Genomic DNA, 24,572 nt, shown 5'->3' on the forward strand with positions numbered 1-24,572 from the left:
TGATTTTGAGTTTTGGATAAATTTGATCGTTTTCAGCTTTTACACCGACAGTTTCGTCAACACCGAAAACCGATATCTATTGCTCGACTTGCCGCTTTACTCGAATGCTCTGAGAAAACGGTAAAACGCGCCATAGAGAATATGCGCGATTACTTGGACGCCCCCATAGAGTATGTCCCTGAAGCCAAAGGCTGGGCCTATGTGGCGGATGAACAGGACCACTATGAACTGCCCGGACTGTGGTTGACTAGTGCGGAGCTACAGTCGCTGGCTCTGCTTTTACAACTCCTCGAGAGCTTTGGCAACGGCTTGCTCAATCAAGAGCTAGTAGTTGTAGAGCAGTCTATTACCAAAATGTTGACTGCTCGTGGTATCGAACGTAGCGCCTTCGATCAACACATTAAAGTATTGCCGTTAAGTAACCGCTATGTTGCCAGCCACATGTTTGCCCAAGTGTGCGAGGCGGTATTAAAAAGGCGGCGGCTGTCTATTAGTTATCGCAACTACCAGCAACAAGTTTCGCGCCGAGAGATAAGCCCGCAAACCCTCGTTTACTACCGCGAGAATTGGTATGTGGATGCATGGTGCCATCTTCGAAATGGCCTACGTACCTTTTCGGTAGCGAGGCTAATGGAGCTTAGCGTGCTTGACCAAAGTGCATGGGCCGTGGCGAGCGAACAACTAAACTCGCATTTTACAGCGGGTTATGGCATTTTTTCTGGTGCCGCAAAATACACAGCGGTACTGCGCTTTAGCGCCGAGATCGCCCACGAAATCGCAATGCAACAATGGCACCCCGAACAATGTGGCAATTGGGACGCCAGCGATTACCTGCTAAGCCTGCCCTACAGCGATGACCGCGAACTGATTCAAGACATACTGCGATATTGCCCACATGTTCGCGTCGAACAACCACCGGAATTGCGCCAAGCAGTGCATAAGCGGCTTCAACAAGCCATTCAATTATATCAGTAGCAAGTGACCGAAAATGCGAGAAATTAGCGAGGAGCTGCTCATTCAATTAGCCGGGGATGCCGCCTACAAGCGCGGTTTAGACTACTACAAGCAAGGTCATGTCGGTCAACTGCGTTTAAAGGGTAAAACCATTATTGCAGAGGTGGAGGGCAGTGAAATTTACCAAGTGACCTTAAAGCACACCAGTAAACTCTTTGAAGGTAGCTGCGACTGCCCAGCCTCAGAAGGCTTTGATTTTTGTAAACACTGCGTTGCTGCCGCCTTGGTTTATCGCGACCAGCTTCAGCAAGACAAAACCCTGCAAGGCAGCACCGCCAAAGACCGCCTGCCAAGTTATTTGATGACCTTAGACAAGCAGCAATTGGTTGCGATGTTACTAGAACAACTGCGAAACGACCGCGATGCCCTTGCGCAATTAACTATCAAGGCCGATATCGCCGCCGGCAAACTCAATGACAAAGCCATAAAAAAGCAAATCACCGCCGCAACACCCTTAAACAAACACCTGCATAGTTACCCCCAAGTGCGCAATTACTTTGCCCGCCTCGACGCCGTGCTAAGCGGTTTAGAGACCGTCATGCCAGATTTGCCCGCAAACAAGGCCCTAGCGCTAACAGATTACGCCATTGCGAGGGTGGGCCGGGCGCTAGACACCATCGACGACTCCGGCGGCTTTCGTTTCGATGCCCTAGAGCGCCTAGCAAGCTGGCATGACCGCGCCCTTAGCGCTGCGGCATTACCTGCAACAGACTTGGCGGCCTACCTATTTTCCTTGTTTATGCAGCCAGAATCTGAATTTTATCCTTCTATTCCAGAAGAGTACGAAAACATGCTCGGTGAGGAGGGCATGCAGGCCTTTATGACAAGGCTGCGAGTCGCTTGGGATGCCTTGCCACCATTGCAAGAAAAAGACTGGGCAGCGCAAGGTGACTACCTGCACCTGCTATATCCACTTAAGTATGAGGCCATCAGTCGTAACGACAGCGAGGCAGTAATTGCCCTATACGCCAAAATAGCCTGTGACTTTGGCGACTTTCTTGAGCTTTCGGATCTCTGTCTTGAATACAATATGTTTGACCAAGCCCTATGGTGGCGAAAACGCGCGGAAGCTGTCAAAAATAAACCTTATGGGGCTACAGCTGCATTAGAAGATAATCAAATTGCACTTTGGCTATACCACAAAGACTACGCGCCAGTGGTGGAACTCCTTTGGCAGCGCTTTGCTAAATGGCCAAGTGTTGAGCACTATCAAAAGATAATTGCCATCAAGGGCCAAAAAGATGACCAGAAGAATCGCAGCAAAGCGATTGAACTTGCGAAACAAACCGTTAACAACCAAAACAAATTCTACGGACAAATTGAGGCTGCCAACACCATAGCTGAACTACACCTCCATTTTCAGGAATTCGCGCAGGCACTCGACTTAGCGGAGGCAGGCAAACTACACCCCAACTTATTGGTGAAAATTGCCAAGGCCAATCCCCAGCAAGCCGAACGCGTACTGCCGGTGCTGTATCGCGCAAGCCGTGCCTTCATTGAATCCAGCAACAATGACGGCTACCACCGCGCCATAGACACGCTCAAACTTGCCGAGAAAATTGCGGGCAAACAATACGCACACCAAGTGACGCAAGTGCTTCATGGCTTACTCGCCGAATTCAAACGTAAACGGAATTTTTGCCAGTGGTTAAGAGAGGCATTTACAGGGTTGTAGTGAACACCCAAAAATACTGGATATACGGCCAGGACAGGTTTTGTCCGGTGGCGGTGATAAGGTAGGGCCAAGTACAGCGCTTACTAACGGCTATTGGCTTGGGGACACCGGAGTGGTGTTCTAACATGGATTGTATACAGGAGAGGGAATGGAACAGCTCACCGATCTAAAGGCAATACTGCATTCCAAGCGGGCGAATATTTATTACCTTGAAAAATGCCGAGTAATGCAAAAAGACGGTCGGGTGCTGTATTTAACCGAAGCTAAAAACGAAAACCAGTATTGGAATATCCCCATCGCCAATACTACCTGCCTGTTGCTGGGTACAGGCACCTCGCTCACTCAGGCAGCTATGCGCATGTTAGCGCAGGCAGGCGTAATGGTAGGGTTTTGTGGCGGTGGCGGCACACCGCTACTAATGGCCACGGAAATTGAATGGCTAAGCCCGCAAAGCGAATATCGCCCCACCGAATATATTCAAGGTTGGATGCAATTCTGGTTTGATGACGCCAAGCGTTTGCTGGTCGCTCGTCAATTGCAACGAGCCAGAATCGAATTTTTGCAGGGTGTTTGGGCCAGAGACAAAGACCTAAAATCAGAAGGTTTTAATGCCAACGACGCAGACATCGCGCAGGCCCTAGAAATTTTCCTTAGCAAAACCGAAAAAGCCGCCAAAGTCAGCGAACTACTACAAACCGAAGCACAACTCACCAAACAGCTCTACAAAATAGCCGCCAATCGCAGTCAGTATGGCGACTTCGTGCGTGAGCGCGAAGCCGTAGACACCGCCAACGCCTTTCTCAATCACGGCAACTATCTTGCTTACGGACTAGCGGCCACCACACTCTGGGTGCTCGGTATTCCCCACGGCTTCGCCGTTATGCACGGCAAAACTCGTCGGGGCGCCTTGGTGTTCGATATCGCCGACTTAATAAAAGACGCCATTATTCTGCCGTGGGCCTTTATCTGCGCCAAAGAAAAAGCCACCGAACAAGAATTTCGCCAACAATGCCTGCAAGCCTTTACCCAGCACAAGGCATTGGACTTTATGTTTGAACAAGTGAAGAGTGCGGCTTTGAAAGGGGCTAATCAGTGATGAACACTCAATCAGCAATAAAACAGGTGTTTAGCGTTTGCGCGGCGGCCTTTAAACGGCGGTCGCGAGTCCAAATTAATGTTGATGGGGTCAGTAATGTCGCGGTAATCAGGTGTAAGTCGACAAAGCCAATGCCTTTGCCAGAGAGGTCATTTTCGGCTAAGCAGTATAAAGCCTCACTGTGGCTGGCTTCGGTGATGGATGGCAAGCCTTGCCAAAGTGCAATGAGTTGGCCGCGCTTATGAAGATTGCCGCAGGCCAGTTCGCCAATAATCATTGGGTGCATACAAACTTGACCCAGCATAAGCAAATCGGCGAGCACTTTATCGCCTTGGCGAAGGTGATCAACCCAAACCGAGGTATCAACCAGAACCATGCTTATATTTTAGCTGACTGGCGGCGAGGAGCAGCCTGCAAGTCAGGCTCAGAACCGCCTAAAAAGGCCAAGCGCCGAGCACTTTCTCGCTCAATCAAGGCTTTAAGACCTTCTTTAAGCAAGGCTGTTTTCTCATGTACACCCGTTAATTCAACGGCTTTGGCATACAAGGCATCGTCAATATTGAGTGTGGTACGCATGGCATTACTCCTTAGGCGCCAGAAAAAGCATCATTGTATGCCAAAATTGATGCAGGCACTAGATGGCGGGGGTGTCCGCTAATGATGGTCACCTTTGTAAGCCAATGCGATAAAAAGGCCATCGCCCGCAGCAGACGGGTTTTAGATGCCTTTGCCGACCGTATTGGCGATAACACATGGCAAACGGTGATTACCCAAGAGGGTTTGCTGGCGGTTAAAAAGTTATTGAGAAAAACGGCAACAAAGAATACGGCCGTGAGTTGCCATTGGATTCGGAGTAGGGCAAGGAGTGAGCTGATTTGGGTGGTGGGGAATAGGAATAAATTTAACTATGAAGGAGGAGTGCCGGTAAATACTACGCTTAATGATAGCTATAGCGCTGGCGATGAAAATCGCTGGATTTACGGCCATGCCATTCAGATTGTTGCGGTATTAGCTGCACTGCTGCACGACATTGGGAAAGCGACAGTTGGCTTTCAAAATAAACTGTTTAGTCCTAGTGATAAATTCAAAGGTGACCCATACCGCCATGAATGGATTTCACTGCGATTATTTCAAGCCATGATTTATGGGTGTAATACGGATGAGCAATGGTTAAGCCGGGTGATGGATTTTGATAGTTATATTCAAGGTAACCCTGATTGGCTTAAACACCTTCCAAATGACGATGAAGGTAACCCCCGTCGTTTAGATAAGCTGCCGCCATTGGCGCAATTGATCGCTTGGCTAGTTGTTACCCATCATCGATTACCAACCTACAAACCCACTCGGTACGCTCGTTCACAGCGATATGCAGAGCAACTAAATGACCGTGAATGGGGCAAAGAAATGGATATGCAGGAGTTCTTTGCCAGTTTAGCGCCCTATGAAAAATGGGTAAAAAACGAGAAAGCCGATACAGATAAAGATTTTTGGCGCTTAAAAGAAGTCGTCATGACCAGTAAGAGTTGGCAGCGGGAGTTGAAGCGTTGGGCCAGAAAAGCCCGCGACCATGCGCCGCTTATGGCGTTGGCCCAAAACACTATTTCTGACCCGCTACTTATGCATCTTTCCCGGCTCTGCTTGATGCTGGCGGATCATAATTATTCGCGTTTGTCTGATCCCAATGACAAAAAGCGAGTAAAGGGAGACGCCCAATTCGCCAATAAACTTGCGGCCAACACCAATCAAGAAGGTGGAATCAAACAGCCACTAGATGAACATTTACTTGGTGTAGCAAGTTTTGCCAAAAAAGTGGCTTTGGATATACCACGCTTATCCCGGCGCTTGCCCGTATTGCCTAGTAAACATAAGCCTTTTCTGGCGCAAACCCGAAAAGAAAATTACCTCTGGCAAAACGGGGCGTTCGCACTTGCTACAAAGCTACAGGAATCTGCCCAGCGCCAAGGTTTTTTCGGGGTCAATATGGCGTCTACTGGGCGCGGTAAAACGCTAGCTAATGCCCGCATTATGTATGCTCTTGCCAGCTCGGAAACGGGCGCTCGTTTTACCATTGCCCTAGGCTTACGTGTGCTTACTTTGCAAACCGGAAGGGCGCTAAGAGAGCGTCTTTCACTGGGCGAAGAAAATTTGGCAATATTGGTTGGTGGTGCTGCTAATCGAAAATTGTTTGAGCTGGCGCAAGAGGAGCAAGACTTCACCCAGAGTGGCAGTGAATCTATCGAACCTTTGCTGGGTATGGGCGAAGAGGTAGATGGCAGCTTGTTACCTGAAGAGTTTCAAACTCTGCTGGAAGACAGCAAAACCCAAAAGTTGCTGGCGGCACCAGTAGTAAGTTGTACTGTTGACCACATCATGCAAGCTTCTGAGTGCAGTCGGGGTGGGCGTTACATAGCCCCGGTACTGCGTCTGCTTACCAGTGATCTGGTTTTGGATGAACCAGACGATTTTGATCAGTCCGATTTGCCTGCACTTGCACGATTAGTGCATATGGCTGGGTTATACGGGAGTAAGGTTCTACTTTCTTCGGCGACGTTAACGCCAGATATGTTGGCGGGTTTGTATCAAGCCTATTCCGCCGGGCGTAAAGTCTGGAATAGCCATATGGGTGTTCCGTCTGCGCAGCCTATACCCTGTGCGTGGTTTGATGAATATCATCAGCAAGGCACAGCTTGTGCAGATTTTGACGTATTTACATCGGCGCACCAGCAGTTTGTAAGCAAACGTGAAGCTAAATTGCTGGCAGAGCCCGTGCGGCGAAAGGCAGAAATTTTGCCTGTTGAACTGCCGCCAGCAAAAGAAGGTGAGCGCCTTAAAATACATATGCCAGCTTTGGCAAAGCTAATGCTGGATGCCGCAATCGAACTTCATGGTAGGCACGCAGAAGCGTGTCCCGTCACAAACAAGCAGGTCAGTATCGGCCTTATTCGCATGGCCAATGTAGAGCCAATTATTCACCTTGTGCGTAACATGTACGCGCAAATTGAATTGCCGAGCGATGTGCATATTCACCTTTGCTGCTACCACGCCAAGCAGTTATTGATATTGCGGGATGGCTTGGAACAAAAGCTAGACCGAATATTGAGCCGCTCGGAGCCTAAATCACTATTTACTCACACGGAAGTGCAGACGGCACTGAACCGCAGTAGCGCCGGACAACATATCTTTATCGTTGTTGCCAGCCCAGTGGCAGAAGTGGGCCGCGACCACGATTATGATTGGGCAATTGTGGAGCCTTCCTCCATGCGCTCGCTAATTCAACTCGCAGGGCGGGTGTGGCGGCACCGCCCGGATAAAATAGCAACTAGCCCGAACCTTTTCGTAATGGATAAGAATATTCATGGCTTAAAAGGGGATGCAGTTTGTTTCACCCGCCCAGGTTTTGAACAAGAGCCACGTTTTCAACTTGTCAGTCACAGCTGTAGTGAGCTGATTACCCAAGCACAGTTAAATCGCATCGATTCCATTGCCCGTATCGTCCATGAGGAGGAGCTTCAGCCAGAAAAACGCCTAGCTGATTTAGAGCATGCGGTAATGAATGGCTTGTTGAATAACACAGACAATTTCGTAAGTGCTTTTTGGCGGTCAGGTAATGGCAATCACACATCCGCCCATCTCCAAAAGATTAGCCCATTTCGAGATCGCGATGTGCCGGAGGATGACTATGTTTGCCTGCCTGTCCCAGAGGACGAACACGGCTACAAATTCACTTTTGCCGAGGCCGCCTGGAAGGACTTGTATAACTGTCCCTATCAAACAAGCAAGATACGTTTTGCTGAGTTCTCGCCCTGTAATCCCCAAGTCAGCCCTTGGTTAACAGTAGGGCTAGATGATGTAGTCCAGGAGCTAGCCGATAAGTTAGGTGAACACAATCTCACCAAAGTTGCTCGCCAGTACGCCACCGTGCGTTTGGCGCAGAGAGATGGAGTCTGGCTATTTCACCCGTGGTTGGGGTTTTGGAAGGCCGAATAGTGATTTTTTAAGGAGAAAATAAATGGATGGAATAACTCAGCAGCAGGTAAATAATGCGCTTGAAACATTTCTTACAACACAATATGAAAAGAAAGCCGAAGCGGATCTGAAGTCGCTAGAAAAGCTGGATAGCGAGAATGATATTGTCAAAATATCTGCTATTCAAGCGAAATTGGCCCCACTTAAAGCCAAGTATGAATTTGAAAATTGGATGCAAGATGCTGCTACGCGTATGGCAGGCCAGCTCCGATTTGGTACGCATATATCTAAAGGCATACATCCCGACTCTAAAGGCGACAACCTTAATTTTCGCGCTGATGGATGTTTGCCAGAAGCGGTGATTGGCTCTCAAACCTTAGACAGTTTGGCATTGGACGCCAACGGTAACGCGGCGGCTCTGCCATTGGCGGCCTTTTTTGAAACGACAGTGGATGAGAGTAGCGGTACTAAGCTGCGCCATTTGATTCAGGCCGAGCACCCGGCGCTAGAGTGCGCGTTTAGTGCCAAACCTGAGTTATCTACTGAGTATGCAAGACGTTTTAAATCAGCCTTGGATAATGTCATTGAAAAGCCTGCCACCTATGAACTAAATAAGCAGCTCTTATGGCCAATGGCGAATGCTATCTCTGAGGATACTTACGTTACTATTGTGCCGCTCTACCCCTCGGCCCTAACCAGTCAATGGTTCTCAAAAATAAATGATTTGCGTTTCAGTGAAGAGAATAAGGCTGGACGTGATAGCAGAAAGAAAAAGCCAGCTGAGCACTTGCCCTATATATCTATTCCCGAGATTGCTTTTTTAAAACTCGGTGGTACTAAACCTCAGAACATCAGCCAACTAATAAGTAAGCAGGGGGGGCGAAACTATTTACTGCCCTCATTACCGCCCGTTATTGCGTCGGTGAAAGAATTCCGCTTGAGCCAACGCACGCAAACTCTGTTTGACAGTAAGCTTGCCTACTATTGCCGTAACGGTTTTCGAGATTTATATGAAGTGCTTATTACAGATAAAAATGTTGTCGATGTCCGTGAGGCGAGAAAAGATGCGTTGGATTTAATTTTAGCCATGTTATTCGAGCTGGTTGAATTTATTCAGCAAACGTATGCGCCAGGTTGGAGTAAAAACTATGAGCTGCCAATGACCGAGAAGTATTGGTTAGACCCGTACCGGTCGGATCTGGAGGACGAAACGGACTTCGCTGAAGGGCGTGTAAGCAGTGATTGGCCAGAAATGATAGTCGATAAGTTTGCTCTGTGGGTGAACGAGCGTTTGCAGAAAAAATTCACCAAATTAGCATCAGACATTGGTGACGCAGAATACAAAGAATGGCAACAAGAAATTGAACATGCCATTAAAGCCAGCTTGCGCTCAGGTAAGGAGACATTTGTATGAGCCAGATTAGCCACTATTTGCTGCTAGATAGAATAAAAGTTGAAAAAGCCAACGCCATTTCTAGCCCTTTAACTTATGGCTTTCCCGCTATTTCCGGAATTATGGGTGCTGTGCATGCCCTTAATCGAAAAATAGTAGATGCGGGATTTTCTGTGGATTTGAGCGGTGTTTTGATTGCCTGTCATGCAATACATGTGCATAGCTATCGGCCTCATCGCTATGCCGACTATAGCTTTAATCAAAGTCGTAATCCCATTAAAAAAGATGGCTCAACTGCCGCCATTATTGAAGAGGGCAAAGCTGATTTAACGTTTAGCCTAGTGATAGAAGTTTCCGCCAGTCGCTCCGTTGCCCGTGACATTGATGATAATCAAGAGAAACTGGAAAAACAGTGCAAAGAGTGGGTTTTACAACAACGGATGGTGGGCGGCAGCGTTCACGCCGTTAAGCAAGTGCGTCTTTTGGATGGCAGTGAGGAAAAAGAAATTATTAAACACTTGTTGCCCGGTTTTGTGTTGATGCAGGCCACTCAGGAGTTGCTAGAAATTACTCGTGAATTACAACAGGCCAAACCAGAAGCCACAGCGCTGGATGCATTAATTGAGGTTTCCACATTGCACCACGAGCCAGTAGAAACCAAGGTCAATAAAAATGGCTGGCAAACCCGTAGCGTCAAAACCGGTAAAGGCTGGCTGGTACCTATACCGGTAGGGTTTCAATCAATCGCGCCGCAATTTGCCCCCGGAGAGTTGGCAAATTGCCGAACGAATCAGTACCCAAGCCAATATGTTGAGTCGATTTACAGTTTGGGTAAATGGGTTTTTCCGTATCGTTTGCCTAAACAATTTTCTAATAGTTTTTGGCGTTATAAACAGAGTAACAATCTATTTCTTTTTTCCCAATCAATTCAAAATCAGCAAGGAGAGTGACCATGACATTAACAACAGCAACCGTATTGGCATTTGAGCGTAATTTGGATATATCTGACGCTTTGTTTTCGCAGGTTGATAGTGCAGTAAGTGCAGCACAATTTCGGCCCGTAAAAATTCAAACCAAATCTGTGCGCGGCACTATCAGTAATCGACTTAAATCGGCTATCGCCAATGACCCAGTAAAGCTGGATGCAGAAATAGAAAAGCCCAATTTGCAGACCGTGGATGTGGCTTCGCTCGATCATGATTGCGACACTTTGGTGGTGAAGTGGAGTTGCAAAGTGTTGCCTTTTACTGGCAAACCAAGCGTTTGTAACGATCAAGCGTATCAGGCTAAGTTGCAGGGAGTGGTGCAAGGCTATTTACAGGAGTCTGGTGTGGCCGAGCTGTCTCGTCGTTACGCCACTAATATTGCCAACTCCCGCTGGTTATGGCGCAACCGTTTGGGAGCCGAATCAATCCGATTAACCGTGTCGCTTAGCCCTGATGGTGCGGGTACTATTGCCGTGATTGAAGATGCCAAACAGTTATCGCTTACCGATTTTAGCCAAAACAATAATGCAGTTAGTGAACTTGCGACTCGCATAGAGCAGGGCTTGAAAGGTGATGCTTTTGTTATTTTGTATATCAAAGCCGAAGCTAAGGTGGGTTACGGGCAGGAAGTTTATCCTTCGCAGGAGCTAATCTTGGATACAGGCAAAGAGAAGAGCAAAGTGCTTTATCAAAAAAATGATATTGCGGGCATGCATTCGCAAAAAATTAGCAACGCTATCCGCACAATCGATAACTGGTATCCCGATGCTCAATTTCCTGTTGCCGCAGAACCCTATGGTGCAGTAACAACGCTTGGTACTGCATTCCGTCAGCCTAAACAAAAGCAGGATTTTTATAGTCTGTTCGACAATTGGGTGCTTAAGGATTCCGTGCCAAGTGTGGAGCAGCAGCACTACGTAATGGCGGTATTGATTCGGGGTGGCGTGTTTGGAGCCAGTGGCAAGGAGTAGGCATGGATCATTATTTTGAAATAAAAGCCATTCCTGATCCGGAGTTGCTTCAATCAGCCGTTGTTGGTCAGCTCATGCAGGTGTTACATGGGCTATTACCGGCATTTTGTGGCCGAATAGGTTTGAGTTTTCCTGGTTATGGGCAAGCGCGAACCCTAGGGGGGATTTTGCGGCTCCATGGTACTTCCAAAGATTTGGATCAACTTGCATTTCGGCTGAAAGCTTTGCCGATTATCTCAAGCTATGCCTTGGTTACGCCAATTGCCTTAGTGCCGAGTAGGTTAAAAGGTTACGCTAGATTTCAGCGCCTGCATGTAAAAGGAGAGAGTGATCGTCGGCGTATGGAGGCCCGACACAAAGCTCGCGGTACGTGGACACCTGAATTGGCGCACGCTATTGCAGAGAAATACCAGCAAGCCATTGTTTGCCCCCATGTGATATTAAGAAGCCAAAGCACCGGGCAGCCCAGAGTTCCGCTATTTGTTGAAAAGCTTAGTGTAACTGGGTTGGTTGTTGGAGAATTTAGCGCATATGGCCTCTCCAAAACCGCCACAGTGCCGTGGTTTTAGTATGGGGTAGTGCATTCGGATGCTGTAAAGCAGAGGGGCGGTTACGAAATTGATCGTGTACAAAGGGAGCTGAAATCGGGACGTCGGAAGCCGTCCCCGACAGTAGGTTAGAAAGGCGCGAAGTTCGTATTAGACTGGGCGGCAGCTTCGTGTTTTCTACATCGCAAATTTTGCACTTATTTGAGATGAAGACCCAAAATGCTTGGCAATCTGAAGTTGAAATTGCAAGAGTTCGCTTGAAGGGGGTTACTAAATGGTAGGAATCACCATGATTTAGGCATTCAGTAGTTTTGAGATGCTATTTAAAATAATCCAGTAAAATCGGCGAGCCTGCACTAGCGCTCGCAACTGATGATGGAAGTCCCCGAGGTTGTTCGGCGATCAGGAATTGCCAAAGCCGCGGTAGCGCTAGGCACTACGCAATCCAGATTGAATGATGCATTAAAGGGGGAAATAGAAAAGTGCAGTGTAGACCGCCTAGCGCAGATGCTAGCGGCAGTTTGCTACACCGTTAAGCTAAATATTTGTTACGCAACCTGAAAAATATGCAAATCTGACCATTAAATTCTCGCTCTTTAAAAATTATTTAAAATCAATTGGTTACAATGATAGCTGGAATCATTGGGTAATTCGATGGTTTAAGGCTAAGTTATTGTTGTAGCTATTTTTTTGCGCTTTATACTGGTGGTTCACTGCCGCACAGGCAGCTTAGAAAATATTTAAATTTCTCAGTTGCACCAGACACTGGTTCACTGCCGCACAGGCAGCTTAGAAATTCATCCCCTCCAAAGCCCAAGCCTCTAAGCAGTTCACTGCCGCACAGGCAGCTTAGAAAATCTCTTTGCACAATGCTGGCACCAGATCAGCGTTCACTGCCGCACAGGCAGCTTAGAAAAGTACCTAAGCGCCCAGGATAGGCACCTAGTCGTTCACTGCCGCACAGGCAGCTTAGAAAACCGGACGCAACAGCTTACCCGTTTAGAATGCGTTCACTGCCGCACAGGCAGCTTAGAAATATAAGTGCGCGCTTTGTTGCTGTGCTTGTTGGTTCACTGCCGCACAGGCAGCTTAGAAAACCTCGCACCGAATCGAGATGACCTTACCATCGTTCACTGCCGCACAGGCAGCTTAGAAAGAGAACAACAACAACGCTGCCGACCCGCAAGCGTTCACTGCCGCACAGGCAGCTTAGAAATAGTCGAAGCAGTACGGCTACTCGGTACGCTAGTTCACTGCCGCACAGGCAGCTTAGAAAAAGTGCGACCTCGCCGCATTGCGCCCAAGCCCGTTCACTGCCGCACAGGCAGCTTAGAAAACGCGCAAAGCAGCCAGCATCTTGCGAAAGCCGTTCACTGCCGCACAGGCAGCTTAGAAAACCCTTGCCAAGGAAGTGACCACGGCGGCTACGTTCACTGCCGCACAGGCAGCTTAGAAAAGCTGCCACCAATACACCAGCCGCTATTTTAAGTTCACTGCCGCACAGGCAGCTTAGAAAATAAAACGCTGGTGCATCCGAATAAAGAAAAGGTTCACTGCCGCACAGGCAGCTTAGAAATTAACGCCAGGCAGAGTTTTTACATTCTCCTTGTTCACTGCCGCACAGGCAGCTTAGAAAATTGGCAAGCGACAAGCGGAAACGCTGGTAAGGTTCACTGCCGCACAGGCAGCTTAGAAATACGCGTCAAGTGGGAAGGCATTTATTTTGGAGTTCACTGCCGCACAGGCAGCTTAGAAACTCGGCAGATCCGGTAGCAGTTATAAGGCCAGGTTCACTGCCGCACAGGCAGCTTAGAAATATACGAACTCGCCCGCGACGAAGACGGCTATGTTCACTGCCGCACAGGCAGCTTAGAAAAAAGCCTGCAAGCCTATCACCTCCGCCCGATAGTTCACTGCCGCACAGGCAGCTTAGAAAAAAGATATAACCGGCACCCTCGAAGACAAGCCGTTCACTGCCGCACAGGCAGCTTAGAAATTTTACTCGGTGTGATTGACTCACCACCATGCGTTCACTGCCGCACAGGCAGCTTAGAAAACACGGTAGGCGCTACTGCCGACACGCTAGCAGTTCACTGCCGCACAGGCAGCTTAGAAATGCAAAGTCTTGTGTGCCTGATCGTTTTGGCGGTTCACTGCCGCACAGGCAGCTTAGAAAGGTAAACAATACCGAGCGCCGAAACTACCAGAGTTCACTGCCGCACAGGCAGCTTAGAAATGCGCTAATTGCTGCGGGGCAAGAATTAGCGTGTTCACTGCCGCACAGGCAGCTTAGAAAGTTAGCGCTGGCCACGGCCTCAGTAATTCCCCGTTCACTGCCGCACAGGCAGCTTAGAAATTTATATCGCCGTTGTTGAAACCGTCGAATATGTTCACTGCCGCACAGGCAGCTTAGAAAATTTGCGCAATATTCCACGGCGACACCAAGGAGTTCACTGCCGCACAGGCAGCTTAGAAAAGTTTCAAAACATTGGACGCGCCCACCATAATGTTCACTGCCGCACAGGCAGCTTAGAAAGCTGCGAGCATTACCGGATGCGTGCGTGCGCAGTTCACTGCCGCACAGGCAGCTTAGAAAAAGCACTACACCAACATGAACGACACACTGTTGTTCACTGCCGCACAGGCAGCTTAGAAATTTGAATCGACGGTGAACGTATACGTCGATAAGTTCACTGCCGCACAGGCAGCTTAGAAAGAATGCTTGATACTGAGATTTATAATCTTAGTGTTCACTGCCGCACAGGCAGCTTAGAAAAAAGACAAGGACTTCATAACATGACAGAAAATGTTCACTGCCGCACAGGCAGCTTAGAAAATTAGCTGCTGGATCTCGCCAGTGGTGTAGCCGTTCACTGCCGCACAGGCAGCTTAGAAAGCTTGCATCATGCGGTTGCGCTCAGCTTCATAGTTCACTGCCGCACAGGCAGCTTAGAAAAAGAAAAGGGCATTGCTGAGATTATTACCACTGTTCACTGCCGCACAGGCAGCTTAGAAAATATTGCGCGCCCCACGAAACACCCTCGTTCAGTTCACTGCCGCACAGGCAGCTTAGAAAAAATCAAGCAGGCCGAACAATACGGCGTTGACGTTCACTGCCGCACAGGCAGCTTAGAAAGAATGCCTCAGCCTGCGCATAAAAGACATAGAGTTCACTGCCGCACAGGCAGCTTAGAAAACCCCCTCAACTTTCAATAAGCCTTGCTCAATGTTCACTGCCGCACAGGCAGCTTAGAAAATTGAAGTGCAGTATTTGGATGGCAACCAAGCGTTCACTGCCGCACAGGCAGCTTAGAAAGTGTGCTTGGGATTAAGAATAACCCACGAACCGTTCACTGCCGCACAGGCAGCTTAGAAAAGTTTATCGTATAAATCGTGGGATAAATTTAAGTTCACTGCCGCACAGGCAGCTTAGAAAAATAACAGAGCCAACCAGCCCACCAATGGAGGGTTCACTGCCGCACAGGCAGCTTAGAAAATTGATTCAGAGGGCCGTGGGCCGCTCCACATGTTCACTGCCGCACAGGCAGCTAAAAATCAACTGACCTGCCGTGCGATGATTGTGAAGACAACGGAAGGGCTACTTGCTTCTGGGGGCATTTTACTCGGTGGTTTATACGGACGACTACTTAGCCATCTCAGCCCTTCAGCATTACGCCTTCTGCCCACGGCAGTTTACTTTAATTCATGTAGAGTAAGCATGGGCAGAAGATTACTTTACGGCCGAAGGCAATGTGCTGCACGGTAGGTCGATTTTGGGCTCGCAGTACAGCATCGAGGTGCGCGCTAGAAGCGTGAGGTGACGATCGAGTCGAGGGCTTTCGCATTCAGGCGGGTATGCATTTTCTTTAAGTTATTTAACAGCTTAGACTACAATAGTAGCACCCATACAGGCGCTACTATTATGAAATGTTCGGGAGAAGGTCAACAGATCGCTAAAAGAGTCCGCACGATTGCCTAACGAACTTTAGCAAAGCAGCTTCGCACTTCATTTATAAAAATTTCTGGTTGTTCGAAAGCGGCAAAGTGACCGCCTTTATCTAATTCGTTCCAGTGAATCAGGTTTTGGTAAATTCGTTCGGCCCATTTTCGCGCGGGTCTGAATAGTTCTTTGGGAAAAATAGAGACGCCGCAGGGGATGGTCAAGGGTTCTGCAAAGATGCTATGAAAACTTTCCCAGTATAGGCGGGCTGATGAGGCGCCGCTGTTAGTGAGCCAGTAAATACTAATGTCGTCTAACATTTGGTCGACGGTGAGGGCATCTTCTGGGCGGCCGTTGTTATCGGTCCAACCATGGAATTTTTCGTATATCCAGGCCGCTTGCGCGGCGGGCGAGTCGGCCAAGCCGTAGCCCATGGATTGCGGCCGTGATTTTTGGATCATGGCGTAGCCGGAGTCTGAGTCAAAATAGTGTTTGATGTCGGCTAAGGCCTTTTGGTCGCGTTCGCTGAGTGACGCCATGTCGTCTTCGGTGGGGTGTGCTAGGGCCATATTAATATGAATTGCGCGACATTGCGGTGGATGGATATGACCAATGGCGCTGGTGACGCCGGAGCCCCAGTCGCCGCCTTGGGCGACAAATTCTGAATAGTCTAGACGAGCCATGAGGGTGATCCAGGCTTTGGCGATGCGTTCGAGTCCCCAGCCGGTGCTTGTGGGTTTGCCTGAGAAGCCATAGCCGGGCAGGGAGGGAATAACTAAATGGAAGGCATCTTCGGCCTTGCCGCCGTGGGCGGTGGGATTACTCAGGGGTTCAATGACCTTCATAAATTCAAGTATTGAGCCTGGCCAGCCGTGGGTCATGATCATGGGCAGGGCATTTTCGTGGGGCGAGCGAATGTGTAAAAAGTGTATTTCTAGTCCGTCGATTTCAGTAGTGAACTGGGGGTGAGCGTTTATTTCGCGTTCGCAGCGGCGCCAGTCGTAGTCATTTTGCCAGTATTCGCACAATGATTTTACGGCATTTAAGGGCGCACCTTGACTCCAGTCGTCGACGGGCTCTTCGTTTGGCCAGCGAGTATTGGCTAGGCGAGCTTTAAGGTCGTCGAGCTGGGCTTGCGGTATGGCGACGTTAAAGGGTTTGATTAAATTGCTCATGCTTTTGACTCATCTTTATTGGAATGATTGTGCTTACTTTGGTACGTATGCGAAATAGTATTAAAGCACACTTTATGATGTGAGTATTAGTATTCGGCTATGGTGGGCTAGCGGTGATTGAGGCTAATTTCGTCTAGACATGTGATGTCATGGTATAGATGTTGGCTTGCTGCCACACTGCGATCTTTACTCAATAATAAGGTGAGGCGATATGGCTGCTCCTATTCTCTGCGCACGCGATCTTCAATTTATGCTTTATGAGCTATTTGACGCCGAATCTTTAATAAAGCGTCCCCGCTACGCAGATCATTCAGTAGAGACCTTTAATGCCGCAATTGATACCGCGCAGTCGATTGCTGAGAAGTATTTTGTGCCCATTCGCAAGAAAGTGGATGAGCAGCAACCGACGTTTGATGGCAAGAACGTGCATATGATACCGGAGATTAAAGTCGCGGTAGATGCGGCTACTCAGGCGGGTTTTGTGTCGTCGACGGCTGATTTTGAACTAGGCGGTATGCAATTGCCGCCGTTAGTCGCCAGCGCTGCTAATGCCTACTTGACCGCTGCGGCAAGCACCACGACGGGTTATTTGGCCTTGAGTAATGCTAATGCCAACCTAATTGAAAATCACGGTAGTGCAGAGCAAATTGAAACCTGGGTGAAGCCGATTCGTATTGGTCGCTTTGCTGGCACCATGGCAATGACCGAGCCGGGTGCGGGCTCGGGGCTGGCCGATTTAACAACGACGGCAGTACCCGCCGACGATGGTACTTACCGCATTCGTGGCAGCAAAATATTTATTTCCGGTGGTGAGCATGAGCTGAATGAGAATATTGTGCACTTGGTGTTGGCCCGTATTAAGGGCGCGCCAGCGGGGGTGAAGGGAATATCTCTATTTATTGTGCCTAAGATTCTGGTGAATGCCGACGGCTCTCTTGGCGAGCGCAATGATGTTGCGCTAGCGGGCCTGTTCCACAAAATGGGCGGTCGGGGCCAAACCTCAACGGCCTTGAGCTTCGGCGAGAATGAGGGCGCAGTGGGCTATTTGGTCGGTGAAGAAAATCGTGGTTTAACGTATATGTTCCACATGATGAATGAGGCGCGAGTTATGGTGGGAACCGGGGCGGCGTGCTTAGCCCTGACTGGCTACCAGTATTCGCTAGATTATGCCCGTGAGCGGCCTCAGGGGCGGTTGCCCTCGTGCAAAGACCCCAGCTCTGCGCCGGTGAGTATTATTGAACACGCCGATGTGAGGCGCATGTTGTTGGCCCAGAAAGCTTATGCCGAGGGCGCTTTCGCGCTGTGTATGTTTGGCGCGCAATTGGCCGATGATAAAGACACTGAGCAGACCGAAGAAGCGCGCCACGCTGCGCATACTTTGCTTGATTTCCTCACCCCCATTATTAAAACCTGGCCCTCGGAATACGGCCCTAAAGCCAATGATCTCGCTATTCAGGTGTTGGGTGGCCATGGCTATATCAATGAACATCCCGTTGAAATGTTCTACCGTGACAACCGCTTGAACCCTATTCACGAGGGCACAACAGGTATTCAGTCCTTGGATTTACTTGGCCGCAAGCTGCCAATGAATAATATGGCTGGCTATCGGGCCTTTTTGGCGCTTATGCAAACTACGATTGACGAGGCAAGGAAAGGGGATTTAGCACCTGTCGCTGAGCGTCTTGCCGCTGCGATCGTCACCTTAGAGACGACCACTGAACATTTGCTTGGCGCGATGATGGCGAAACCTATAGATTTGGTGATGGCGAATTCGGTGAAATACCTCGAAGTTTTCGGTCATGTTGTTATTGCTTGGTTGTGGTTACGTCAGGGACTTGTCGCGCAAAAGGGTATGGCGGCGAAGCCCCATGAAACGGATCAGCAGTTTTATTTGGGTAAGCTGCAGGCGATGAAATACTTCTTTAATTTTGAATTGCCATTAATTGAGGTTTGGTCGAAAAACCTGCTCGACCTCGACGCTACTTTTTATGAAATGAATAATAACTGGTTTTAAAGGGAGAGTACTGTGACGACATTAATAGATAAACAAGCAGTTCAAGATTATGTTGGTTTTGAACCAGCACCCACTGAGTGGTTGAGTATTAGCCAGGAGCGCATCAATCAATTTGCCGATTGCACTATGGATCAGCAATTTATTCACGTTGACCCGGTGCGGGCTAAAGAGACGCCTTTTGGTACGACCATTGCCCACGGCTTTCTTAGCTTGTCTTTGTTGTCATATTTTTCTGAACAGTACAGTGTCATCATCAAAGGCTTTTATATGGGGATTAACTCCGGCTTTGATAAGGTGCGTTTTCTTGCGCCCGTTAAAGTGAATAGCCGTATTCGCGCTAAGGCAAAAATTCTGAGTATTGAAGAAACTAAGCCGGGTAGTTTTCGGGTGAATACCCAAGTTACTTTAGAAATAGAAGGTGAGGAAAAACCTGCGTTAATCGCAGAGTGGATTAGTATTCAAATGGTTGCTTGAGTCGTTGATCCCAGCATTTGGCAAGTTGATCGTAACGGGCTTTAGGCCTTAAAGGTATTTGGAGAAAATTATGAGTATTCGTTTTGACGGTAAAGTCGCCATTGTTACTGGTGCAGGTAATGGCCTTGGTCGCAGTCACGCTTTGGAGCTTGCGGCTCGTGGCGCCAAAGTGGTCATCAATGATTTGGGCGGTGCGCGCGATGGCGTTGGTGCGTCTTCCGCTGCAGCGGATGGAGTGGTGGCTGAAATCCAGGCTGCTGGCGGTGAGGCATTTTCTCATGGTGCGAATGTTGCGATTTTTAGCGAAGTGGAAGACATGGTGGCACAGACCATGGCGAAATGGGGCCGAGTTGATATTTTAATTAATAACGCTGGTATTTTGCGCGACAAATCCTTTTCCAAAATGTCCATCGACGATTTTAAATTGGTGATGGATGTTCACGTTATGGGTTCGGTGAACTGCACCAAGGCCGTTTGGGAAATCATGAAGCAGCAGGCCTATGGCCGTATTGTGATGACCACGTCCTCTAGTGGTTTGTACGGCAACTTCGGTCAAGCCAATTACGGCGCGGCTAAAATGGCGGTGGTGGGTTTGATGAATACCCTCGCCATCGAAGGCGCAAAATACAATATCAATGTGAATTCATTGGCGCCAACGGCGGCAACACGAATGACCGAAGACATTATGCCTGCCGAAATATTAGCCATGTTGGTGCCTGAGGCGGTAACGGCAGGTGCCTTAACGCTCTGTCATGACAACGCGCCGAGCCGTTTTATTCTCTGCGCTGGCGGCGGTGGTTATGCAAAATCAAGTATCTTCGAAACCGATGGTATATACCTTAGCCCTGAGGAGCGTAGCCCCGAAGCGGTGGCAAGCCAGTGGGATGATATTTGTAATACCAGTAATCAGGCTGAGTTGGAATCTGGCTTTAAGCAATCTGAAAAATTTCTTCTCAAGGCCCAAGCGTTTATGCAGGGTGCTAAATAATATTTCTAATTGAGGACATATCATGAAAGATGCAGTAATTGTTTCCGCAGCACGTACTCCCATCGGCAGAGCCTATCGCGGCGCGTTTAATAATTTGGAGTCGCCGTCGTTAACGGCTTTTGCCATTAAAGCGGCGGTAGAGCGTGCAGGCATAGATCCCAATGAGATCGATGACTGCATTATGGGTGCGGCAATGCAGCAGGGCACCCAGACCATGAACTTTGGTCGTATCGCGGCAATGGCGGCAGGCTTACCTACGTCGGTTTCGGGCATGACCATAGACCGTCAGTGTGCATCTGGTTTGGTGGCCATTGCCACAGGTGCTAAGCAGATTGTGATGGACGGCGCGCCCATGCTGCTTGCGGGCGGCTGCGAGTCTATTTCGCTGGTTCAAAATGAACATATGAATATGCACAAACTGGTCGACCCTGCGGCCATTGCGCATTCCCCGAATATTTATATGGCCATGCTGGACACCGCCGAGATTGTTGCCAAGCGTTACAATATTTCACGCGAAGCCCAAGATGAGTACGCACTGCAATCCCAGCAGCGCACGGCAGCTGCGCAGCAGGCGGGTAAATTTGACGATGAGATTGTGCCTGTTACTGCTTCTAAGCTCGTCATGAATAAAGAAACCGGCGAAACCTCTGAAGAGAGCGTGACCTTGGTCAAAGACGAGGGCAATCGTCCGTCGACCAACCTAGAAGGTTTGGCTGGTTTAAAGACGGTGCGCGAGGGTGGTTTTATTACTGGCGGCAATGCCTCACAGCTTTCTGACGGCGCTGCCGCAGTAGTGATGATGGACGGCACCTTGGCGTCCCAGCGCAATATTGAGCCCATGGGTATCTACCGCGGTATGGCGGTTGCAGGCTGCGAGCCCGATGAAATGGGTATTGGCCCCGTATTCGCTATTCCCAAGCTGTTAAAACGCGCGGGTTTGAAAATGGACGACATCGGTCTGTGGGAACTCAACGAAGCTTTTGCCGTGCAGGTTATATACTGCCGCGACAAGCTGGGTATTCCTAATGACCGCTTGAACGTGAATGGTGGCGCAATCTCTATTGGTCACCCCTACGGTATGAGCGGTGCGCGTATGGTCATGCACGCCCTGATTGAAGGTAAGCGTCGCGGTGTTAAATACGTTGTCGTCACCATGTGTGTTGGTGGTGGTATGGGGGCGGCGGGCTTGTTCGAGGTTGTATAGAACTGACTGCCTCCCTTGACGCTGCGTTAATGAAAATCATGTGACGCAGCGTCAACCCGCATAAGATGATCGTGGCTTTCAATACTGAACGCCACGACATGAATCACCGGCGTAGCATGGCCCGCCGCGGCTTTTTGTACGCAACCTTTCACAATCAGCACTTGGTCTTGCAATAAGGCTTTTTTATAGTGTTCTTGTACCGCTGGCCACACAATAAGATTGCTGTTGCCGGTTTCGTCTTCGAGTGTCACAAACATTACCCCCGAGGCGCTGCCCGGTCGCTGTCGACAGCTGACTAAACCGCTAATGCGAATAAACCGGCCGTTATCGATATTTTTTAAGTCCTCTGCGCGGGCACAGTTTGCAAACAGCTTGTGGGCGCGTAGCAATGCCAAGGGATGGCGTCGCAGACTGAGGCCGGTATGGCGGTAGTCGCTGAGTACTTCCTCGGTTTCCACGGGGGGCTTAAGCCGAAGAGTCTCATTTTGTGCGGGGTGTAAATTGCCTAGGGGCGCAGGGGCCTGCCACGCGCTGATTTCCCACAGGCTTTGATAGCGGTGCAAATTAAAACAGTGGAAGGCGTCGGCCTGCACCAGTTGTTGCCAGTACTGCTTGGCGATGGTAAATCGGGTGCAAAAATCGTCAATGCTGTGGAATAAGGCATCCTGCCGTATTTGGCAAAGCAGCTCGGCACTGCGCTTGGGTAAACCTTTAATGAGGCGTAGGCCGAGGCGCAGGGCGGGGGTGGTAGAATCCCCCTCAAGGCGATGATCCCAGTCACTGTGATTAATGCAAATGGGTCGTACTTCAATGCCGTGGCGGCTGGCGTCTTGTATTAATTGCGAGGGCGAGTAAAAGCCCATGGGCTGGCTGTTTAATAAGCCGCAATAGAAGGCTGCTGGGTAGTGGCACTTAAGCCACGCCGAGGCGTAGGCCAATAAAGCAAAGCTGGCAGAGTGGGACTCGGGAAAACCATAAGCGCCAAAGCCTTTCATTTGGCTGAACAGGCGCTCGGCAAAATCTTCGCTATAGCCGCGCTCGCGCATACCGTCGACTAGCTTGCTGCGGAATTTGACTAAGTCACCGTTTTTACCCCAGCTCGCCATCGCTCTGCGTAGTTGGTCGGCTTCGCCGCCGCTAAAGCCAGCGGCAACCATGGCGAGCTGAATAACCTGCTCTTGAAAAACCGGCACGCCGAGGGTGCGTTTTAATACTCGGGCAATGGCGTCGTTTTCATATTCGGCTTTTTCTAAGCCCTGCCGTCGCTGTAAAAACGGATGCACCATACCGCCTTGAATAGGGCCGGGCCTGACAATGGCGATTTGAATAACGAGATCGTAAAAAGTGCGGGGTTGCAGCCTTGGCAACATGGTCATTTGCGCACGGGATTCAATTTGAAAGACCCCGACGCTGTCGGCGGTGCAGAGCATTTGATAGGTGGCGGGGTCTTCAGCGGGTATATCGCTGAGTTGCTGAACGCTGCCGCCAGCGGCGCTGATATAACTGAGGCTTTTGCGCAGGGCGCTGAGCATGCCTAGCGCGAGCACATCAATTTTCATCATGCCTAGCGCTTCTAGGTCTTCTTTATCCCACTGAATAATGGTGCGCTCGGGCATGGCCGCGTTTTCAATGGGTACCAAACTGGCGATGGGGTCGCGGGTAATAACAAAGCCGCCAACGTGCTGGGATAAATGCCGAGGGAAACCCAAAATTTCATTGAGCAAACTCATAAATTGCTGGACTGGCAGGCTGCTAGTCTCGAATTGACTTTCTTCTAAGCGCTGAATAAAAGTGCTTTTATCGTCCCACCAGGCCATATTGCCAGACAGCTTTTGCAGCAGGTAGTCGTCTAAACCCAGGGCTTTGCCCACATCTCGCACAGCACTGCGTCGCCGGTAGCTGATAATGGTGGCGGCAAGGGCGGCGTGTTGACGGCCGTATTTTTTATAAATGTATTGAATCACCTCTTCCCTGCGCTCGTGTTCAAAATCGACATCGATGTCGGGTGGTTCGTCGCGTTCGCGGGAAATAAAACGTTCAAATAATAACTGCCCTCGGGATGGGTCGACCTCGGTAATAAATAAGCAGTAACACACTGCAGAATTGGCGGCGGAACCTCTGCCCTGGCAGAGAATGCCTTGGTTGCGGGCAAACTGAATAATGTCGTAAACCGTTAAAAAATAATGCTCGTACTTTAATTCGGCAATTAAGCTTAGCTCTTTTTCGAGTAGGCTTTTAACCAGTTCCGGTATGCCTGTTGGCCAGCGCCGCTGGGCGCCATGCAAGGTGATCTCCCGCAGAAATTCGCCTGCGTTTTTGTTCATGGGCACCACTTCATTGGGGTATTGGTAGCGCAGCTCTGCCAGACTAAAAGTGCAGCGCTCGGCAACGGCGACGCTTTCTTTGAGTAAGTCGGCGGGGTAGTCGCGCTGCAGCAGTGACAGTGGTTTAAGGTAGCGTTCGCTATTGGCCTGTACTTGGCTGCCAAGGGCTTGCACCGAGGTATTAAGGCGAATCGCACTGAGTATGTCTTGTAAGGGCTTACGCTGGCGGCAGTGCATATGCACATTGCCACAGGCGATCATATTAATGTCGTGGTGGCGAGCAATTTGGTAGCGTTTAAAATAGTAGGGTTCAGATTGCTGCTGGCCGTGAAAGCTAACGCCGAGCCAGAGCCGATCGTTAAAATATTTTTTCAACTCGCTAGCGTGGCTCTCCGTTTCATCGGGATTAATCCAAATCGCTAAACAGTGCTGACTATAGCGGCGGACATCGCTTAAGTTTAATTGGTAGTTGCCTTTGCTGCTGTGCAGGCGGGCGCGGCTGATCAGGGAACACAGCTCGGTATAGGCCTGTCGTGTCGGCGCGAGTAAGGCCAGATGAATACCTTCATCGAGTATAAATTCGGCGCCACAAATGAGTTTAATATTGTGTTCTTTACTGGCGCGGTAAGCCCGCACTATGCCAGACAGTGAACATTCGTCGGTAATCGCAATCGCGCTATAGCCCAGTTCAGCGGCGGTAGCGACTAGTTCTTGAGGGTGGGAGGCGCCCCGCAAAAAACTGAAATTGCTCAGACAGTGAAGCTCGGCGTAAGACGCGGGTGCAGGTTTTATCTTAGGCATAGG

Annotated in this window: 17 protein-coding genes and 1 CRISPR repeat array; of the genes, 13 read left to right on the forward strand and 4 right to left on the reverse strand. The window is 49.4% G+C overall.

Features of this window, described 5'->3' with window-relative positions; all coding sequences use genetic code 11:
* Positions 1–12 precede the first annotated feature (12 nt).
* From AZF00_RS06390 to cas1f, 3 genes are all read left to right on the forward strand, one after another.
* The gene (locus tag AZF00_RS06390; protein WP_008247099.1) at positions 13–975 is read left to right on the forward strand and encodes a helix-turn-helix transcriptional regulator; all 963 of its coding nucleotides are present in this window, start codon (positions 13–15) and stop codon (positions 973–975) included.
* A gap of 13 nt (positions 976–988) precedes the next feature.
* Entirely contained in the window at positions 989–2,689 is a 1,701-nt protein-coding gene (locus AZF00_RS06395) for an SWIM zinc finger family protein (protein WP_008247100.1), read from the forward strand.
* 148 nt (positions 2,690–2,837) lie between these two features.
* Positions 2,838–3,785 carry a type I-F CRISPR-associated endonuclease Cas1f gene (gene cas1f, locus AZF00_RS06400; RefSeq protein ID WP_008247101.1) on the forward strand — a complete coding sequence of 316 codons (948 nt, stop codon included), beginning with the start codon at positions 2,838–2,840 and terminating at the stop codon, positions 3,783–3,785.
* A 7-nt stretch (positions 3,786–3,792) separates the two neighbouring features.
* On the opposite strand, the gene AZF00_RS06405 is transcribed toward cas1f, so the two are convergent.
* Both AZF00_RS06405 and AZF00_RS06410 read right to left on the reverse strand, forming a co-directional pair.
* Positions 3,793–4,161, reverse strand: a complete 369-nt coding sequence (locus AZF00_RS06405) for a type II toxin-antitoxin system VapC family toxin (RefSeq protein ID WP_008247102.1) — start codon at positions 4,159–4,161, stop codon at positions 3,793–3,795.
* 2 nt (positions 4,162–4,163) lie between these two features.
* Positions 4,164–4,361 (reverse strand): type II toxin-antitoxin system VapB family antitoxin, encoded by a 198-nt coding sequence (locus AZF00_RS06410; protein ID WP_008247103.1) that lies wholly within the window; start codon positions 4,359–4,361, stop codon positions 4,164–4,166.
* 81 nt (positions 4,362–4,442) lie between these two features.
* Between AZF00_RS06410 and cas3f the strand changes: the two genes are divergently transcribed.
* From cas3f to AZF00_RS19795, 6 genes are all read left to right on the forward strand, one after another.
* Positions 4,443–7,772, forward strand: a complete 3,330-nt coding sequence (cas3f, locus tag AZF00_RS06415; protein ID WP_062383434.1) for a type I-F CRISPR-associated helicase Cas3f — start codon at positions 4,443–4,445, stop codon at positions 7,770–7,772.
* A gap of 22 nt (positions 7,773–7,794) precedes the next feature.
* On the forward strand, positions 7,795–9,165 hold the full coding sequence (csy1, locus tag AZF00_RS06420) for a type I-F CRISPR-associated protein Csy1 (RefSeq protein ID WP_008247105.1): 1,371 nt from the start codon (positions 7,795–7,797) through the stop codon (positions 9,163–9,165).
* Positions 9,162–10,094 (forward strand): type I-F CRISPR-associated protein Csy2, encoded by a 933-nt coding sequence (gene csy2, locus AZF00_RS06425; protein ID WP_008247106.1) that lies wholly within the window; start codon positions 9,162–9,164, stop codon positions 10,092–10,094. The genes csy1 and csy2 overlap by 4 nt, the downstream gene beginning before the upstream one ends.
* Before the next feature lie 2 nt (positions 10,095–10,096).
* Entirely contained in the window at positions 10,097–11,101 is a 1,005-nt protein-coding gene (gene csy3 / locus AZF00_RS06430) for a type I-F CRISPR-associated protein Csy3 (RefSeq protein ID WP_008247107.1), read from the forward strand.
* Between the two features lie 2 nt (positions 11,102–11,103).
* Complete coding sequence (gene cas6f, locus AZF00_RS06435; RefSeq protein WP_008247108.1) at positions 11,104–11,670, forward strand: type I-F CRISPR-associated endoribonuclease Cas6/Csy4; 567 nt, start codon at positions 11,104–11,106, stop codon at positions 11,668–11,670.
* A 354-nt stretch (positions 11,671–12,024) separates the two neighbouring features.
* Positions 12,025–12,210 (forward strand): XRE family transcriptional regulator, encoded by a 186-nt coding sequence (locus AZF00_RS19795; protein WP_418112975.1) that lies wholly within the window; start codon positions 12,025–12,027, stop codon positions 12,208–12,210.
* A gap of 147 nt (positions 12,211–12,357) precedes the next feature.
* Positions 12,358–15,205: direct repeats of the CRISPR family, unit length 28 nt; unit sequence GTTCACTGCCGCACAGGCAGCTTAGAAA.
* Between the two features lie 419 nt (positions 15,206–15,624).
* Here AZF00_RS19795 and AZF00_RS06445 read toward each other — a convergent pair.
* On the reverse strand, positions 15,625–16,764 hold the full coding sequence (locus AZF00_RS06445; RefSeq protein ID WP_062383437.1) for an epoxide hydrolase family protein: 1,140 nt from the start codon (positions 16,762–16,764) through the stop codon (positions 15,625–15,627).
* A 211-nt stretch (positions 16,765–16,975) separates the two neighbouring features.
* Between AZF00_RS06445 and AZF00_RS06450 the strand changes: the two genes are divergently transcribed.
* From AZF00_RS06450 to AZF00_RS06465, 4 genes are all read left to right on the forward strand, one after another.
* Positions 16,976–18,778: an acyl-CoA dehydrogenase gene (locus AZF00_RS06450; protein ID WP_008247113.1), complete on the forward strand. Its 1,803-nt coding sequence runs from the start codon at positions 16,976–16,978 to the stop codon at positions 18,776–18,778.
* Positions 18,779–18,790: 12 nt separating this feature from the next.
* Entirely contained in the window at positions 18,791–19,252 is a 462-nt protein-coding gene (locus AZF00_RS06455; protein ID WP_062383441.1) for a MaoC family dehydratase, read from the forward strand.
* A 70-nt stretch (positions 19,253–19,322) separates the two neighbouring features.
* Positions 19,323–20,240, forward strand: coding sequence for an SDR family NAD(P)-dependent oxidoreductase (locus tag AZF00_RS06460; protein WP_062383444.1), 918 nt, complete (start codon positions 19,323–19,325; stop codon positions 20,238–20,240).
* Between the two features lie 22 nt (positions 20,241–20,262).
* The gene (locus AZF00_RS06465; protein WP_008247117.1) at positions 20,263–21,444 is read left to right on the forward strand and encodes an acetyl-CoA C-acyltransferase; all 1,182 of its coding nucleotides are present in this window, start codon (positions 20,263–20,265) and stop codon (positions 21,442–21,444) included.
* A 26-nt stretch (positions 21,445–21,470) separates the two neighbouring features.
* On the opposite strand, the gene AZF00_RS06470 is transcribed toward AZF00_RS06465, so the two are convergent.
* A complete protein-coding gene (locus AZF00_RS06470) occupies positions 21,471–24,569 on the reverse strand; it encodes an error-prone DNA polymerase (protein ID WP_062383447.1) in 3,099 nt (1,032 codons plus the stop codon).
* Positions 24,570–24,572 lie beyond the last annotated feature (3 nt).

The sequence above is a fragment of the Zhongshania aliphaticivorans genome (genome assembly GCF_001586255.1).
GTDB classification, from domain to species: domain Bacteria; phylum Pseudomonadota; class Gammaproteobacteria; order Pseudomonadales; family Spongiibacteraceae; genus Spongiibacter; species Spongiibacter aliphaticivorans.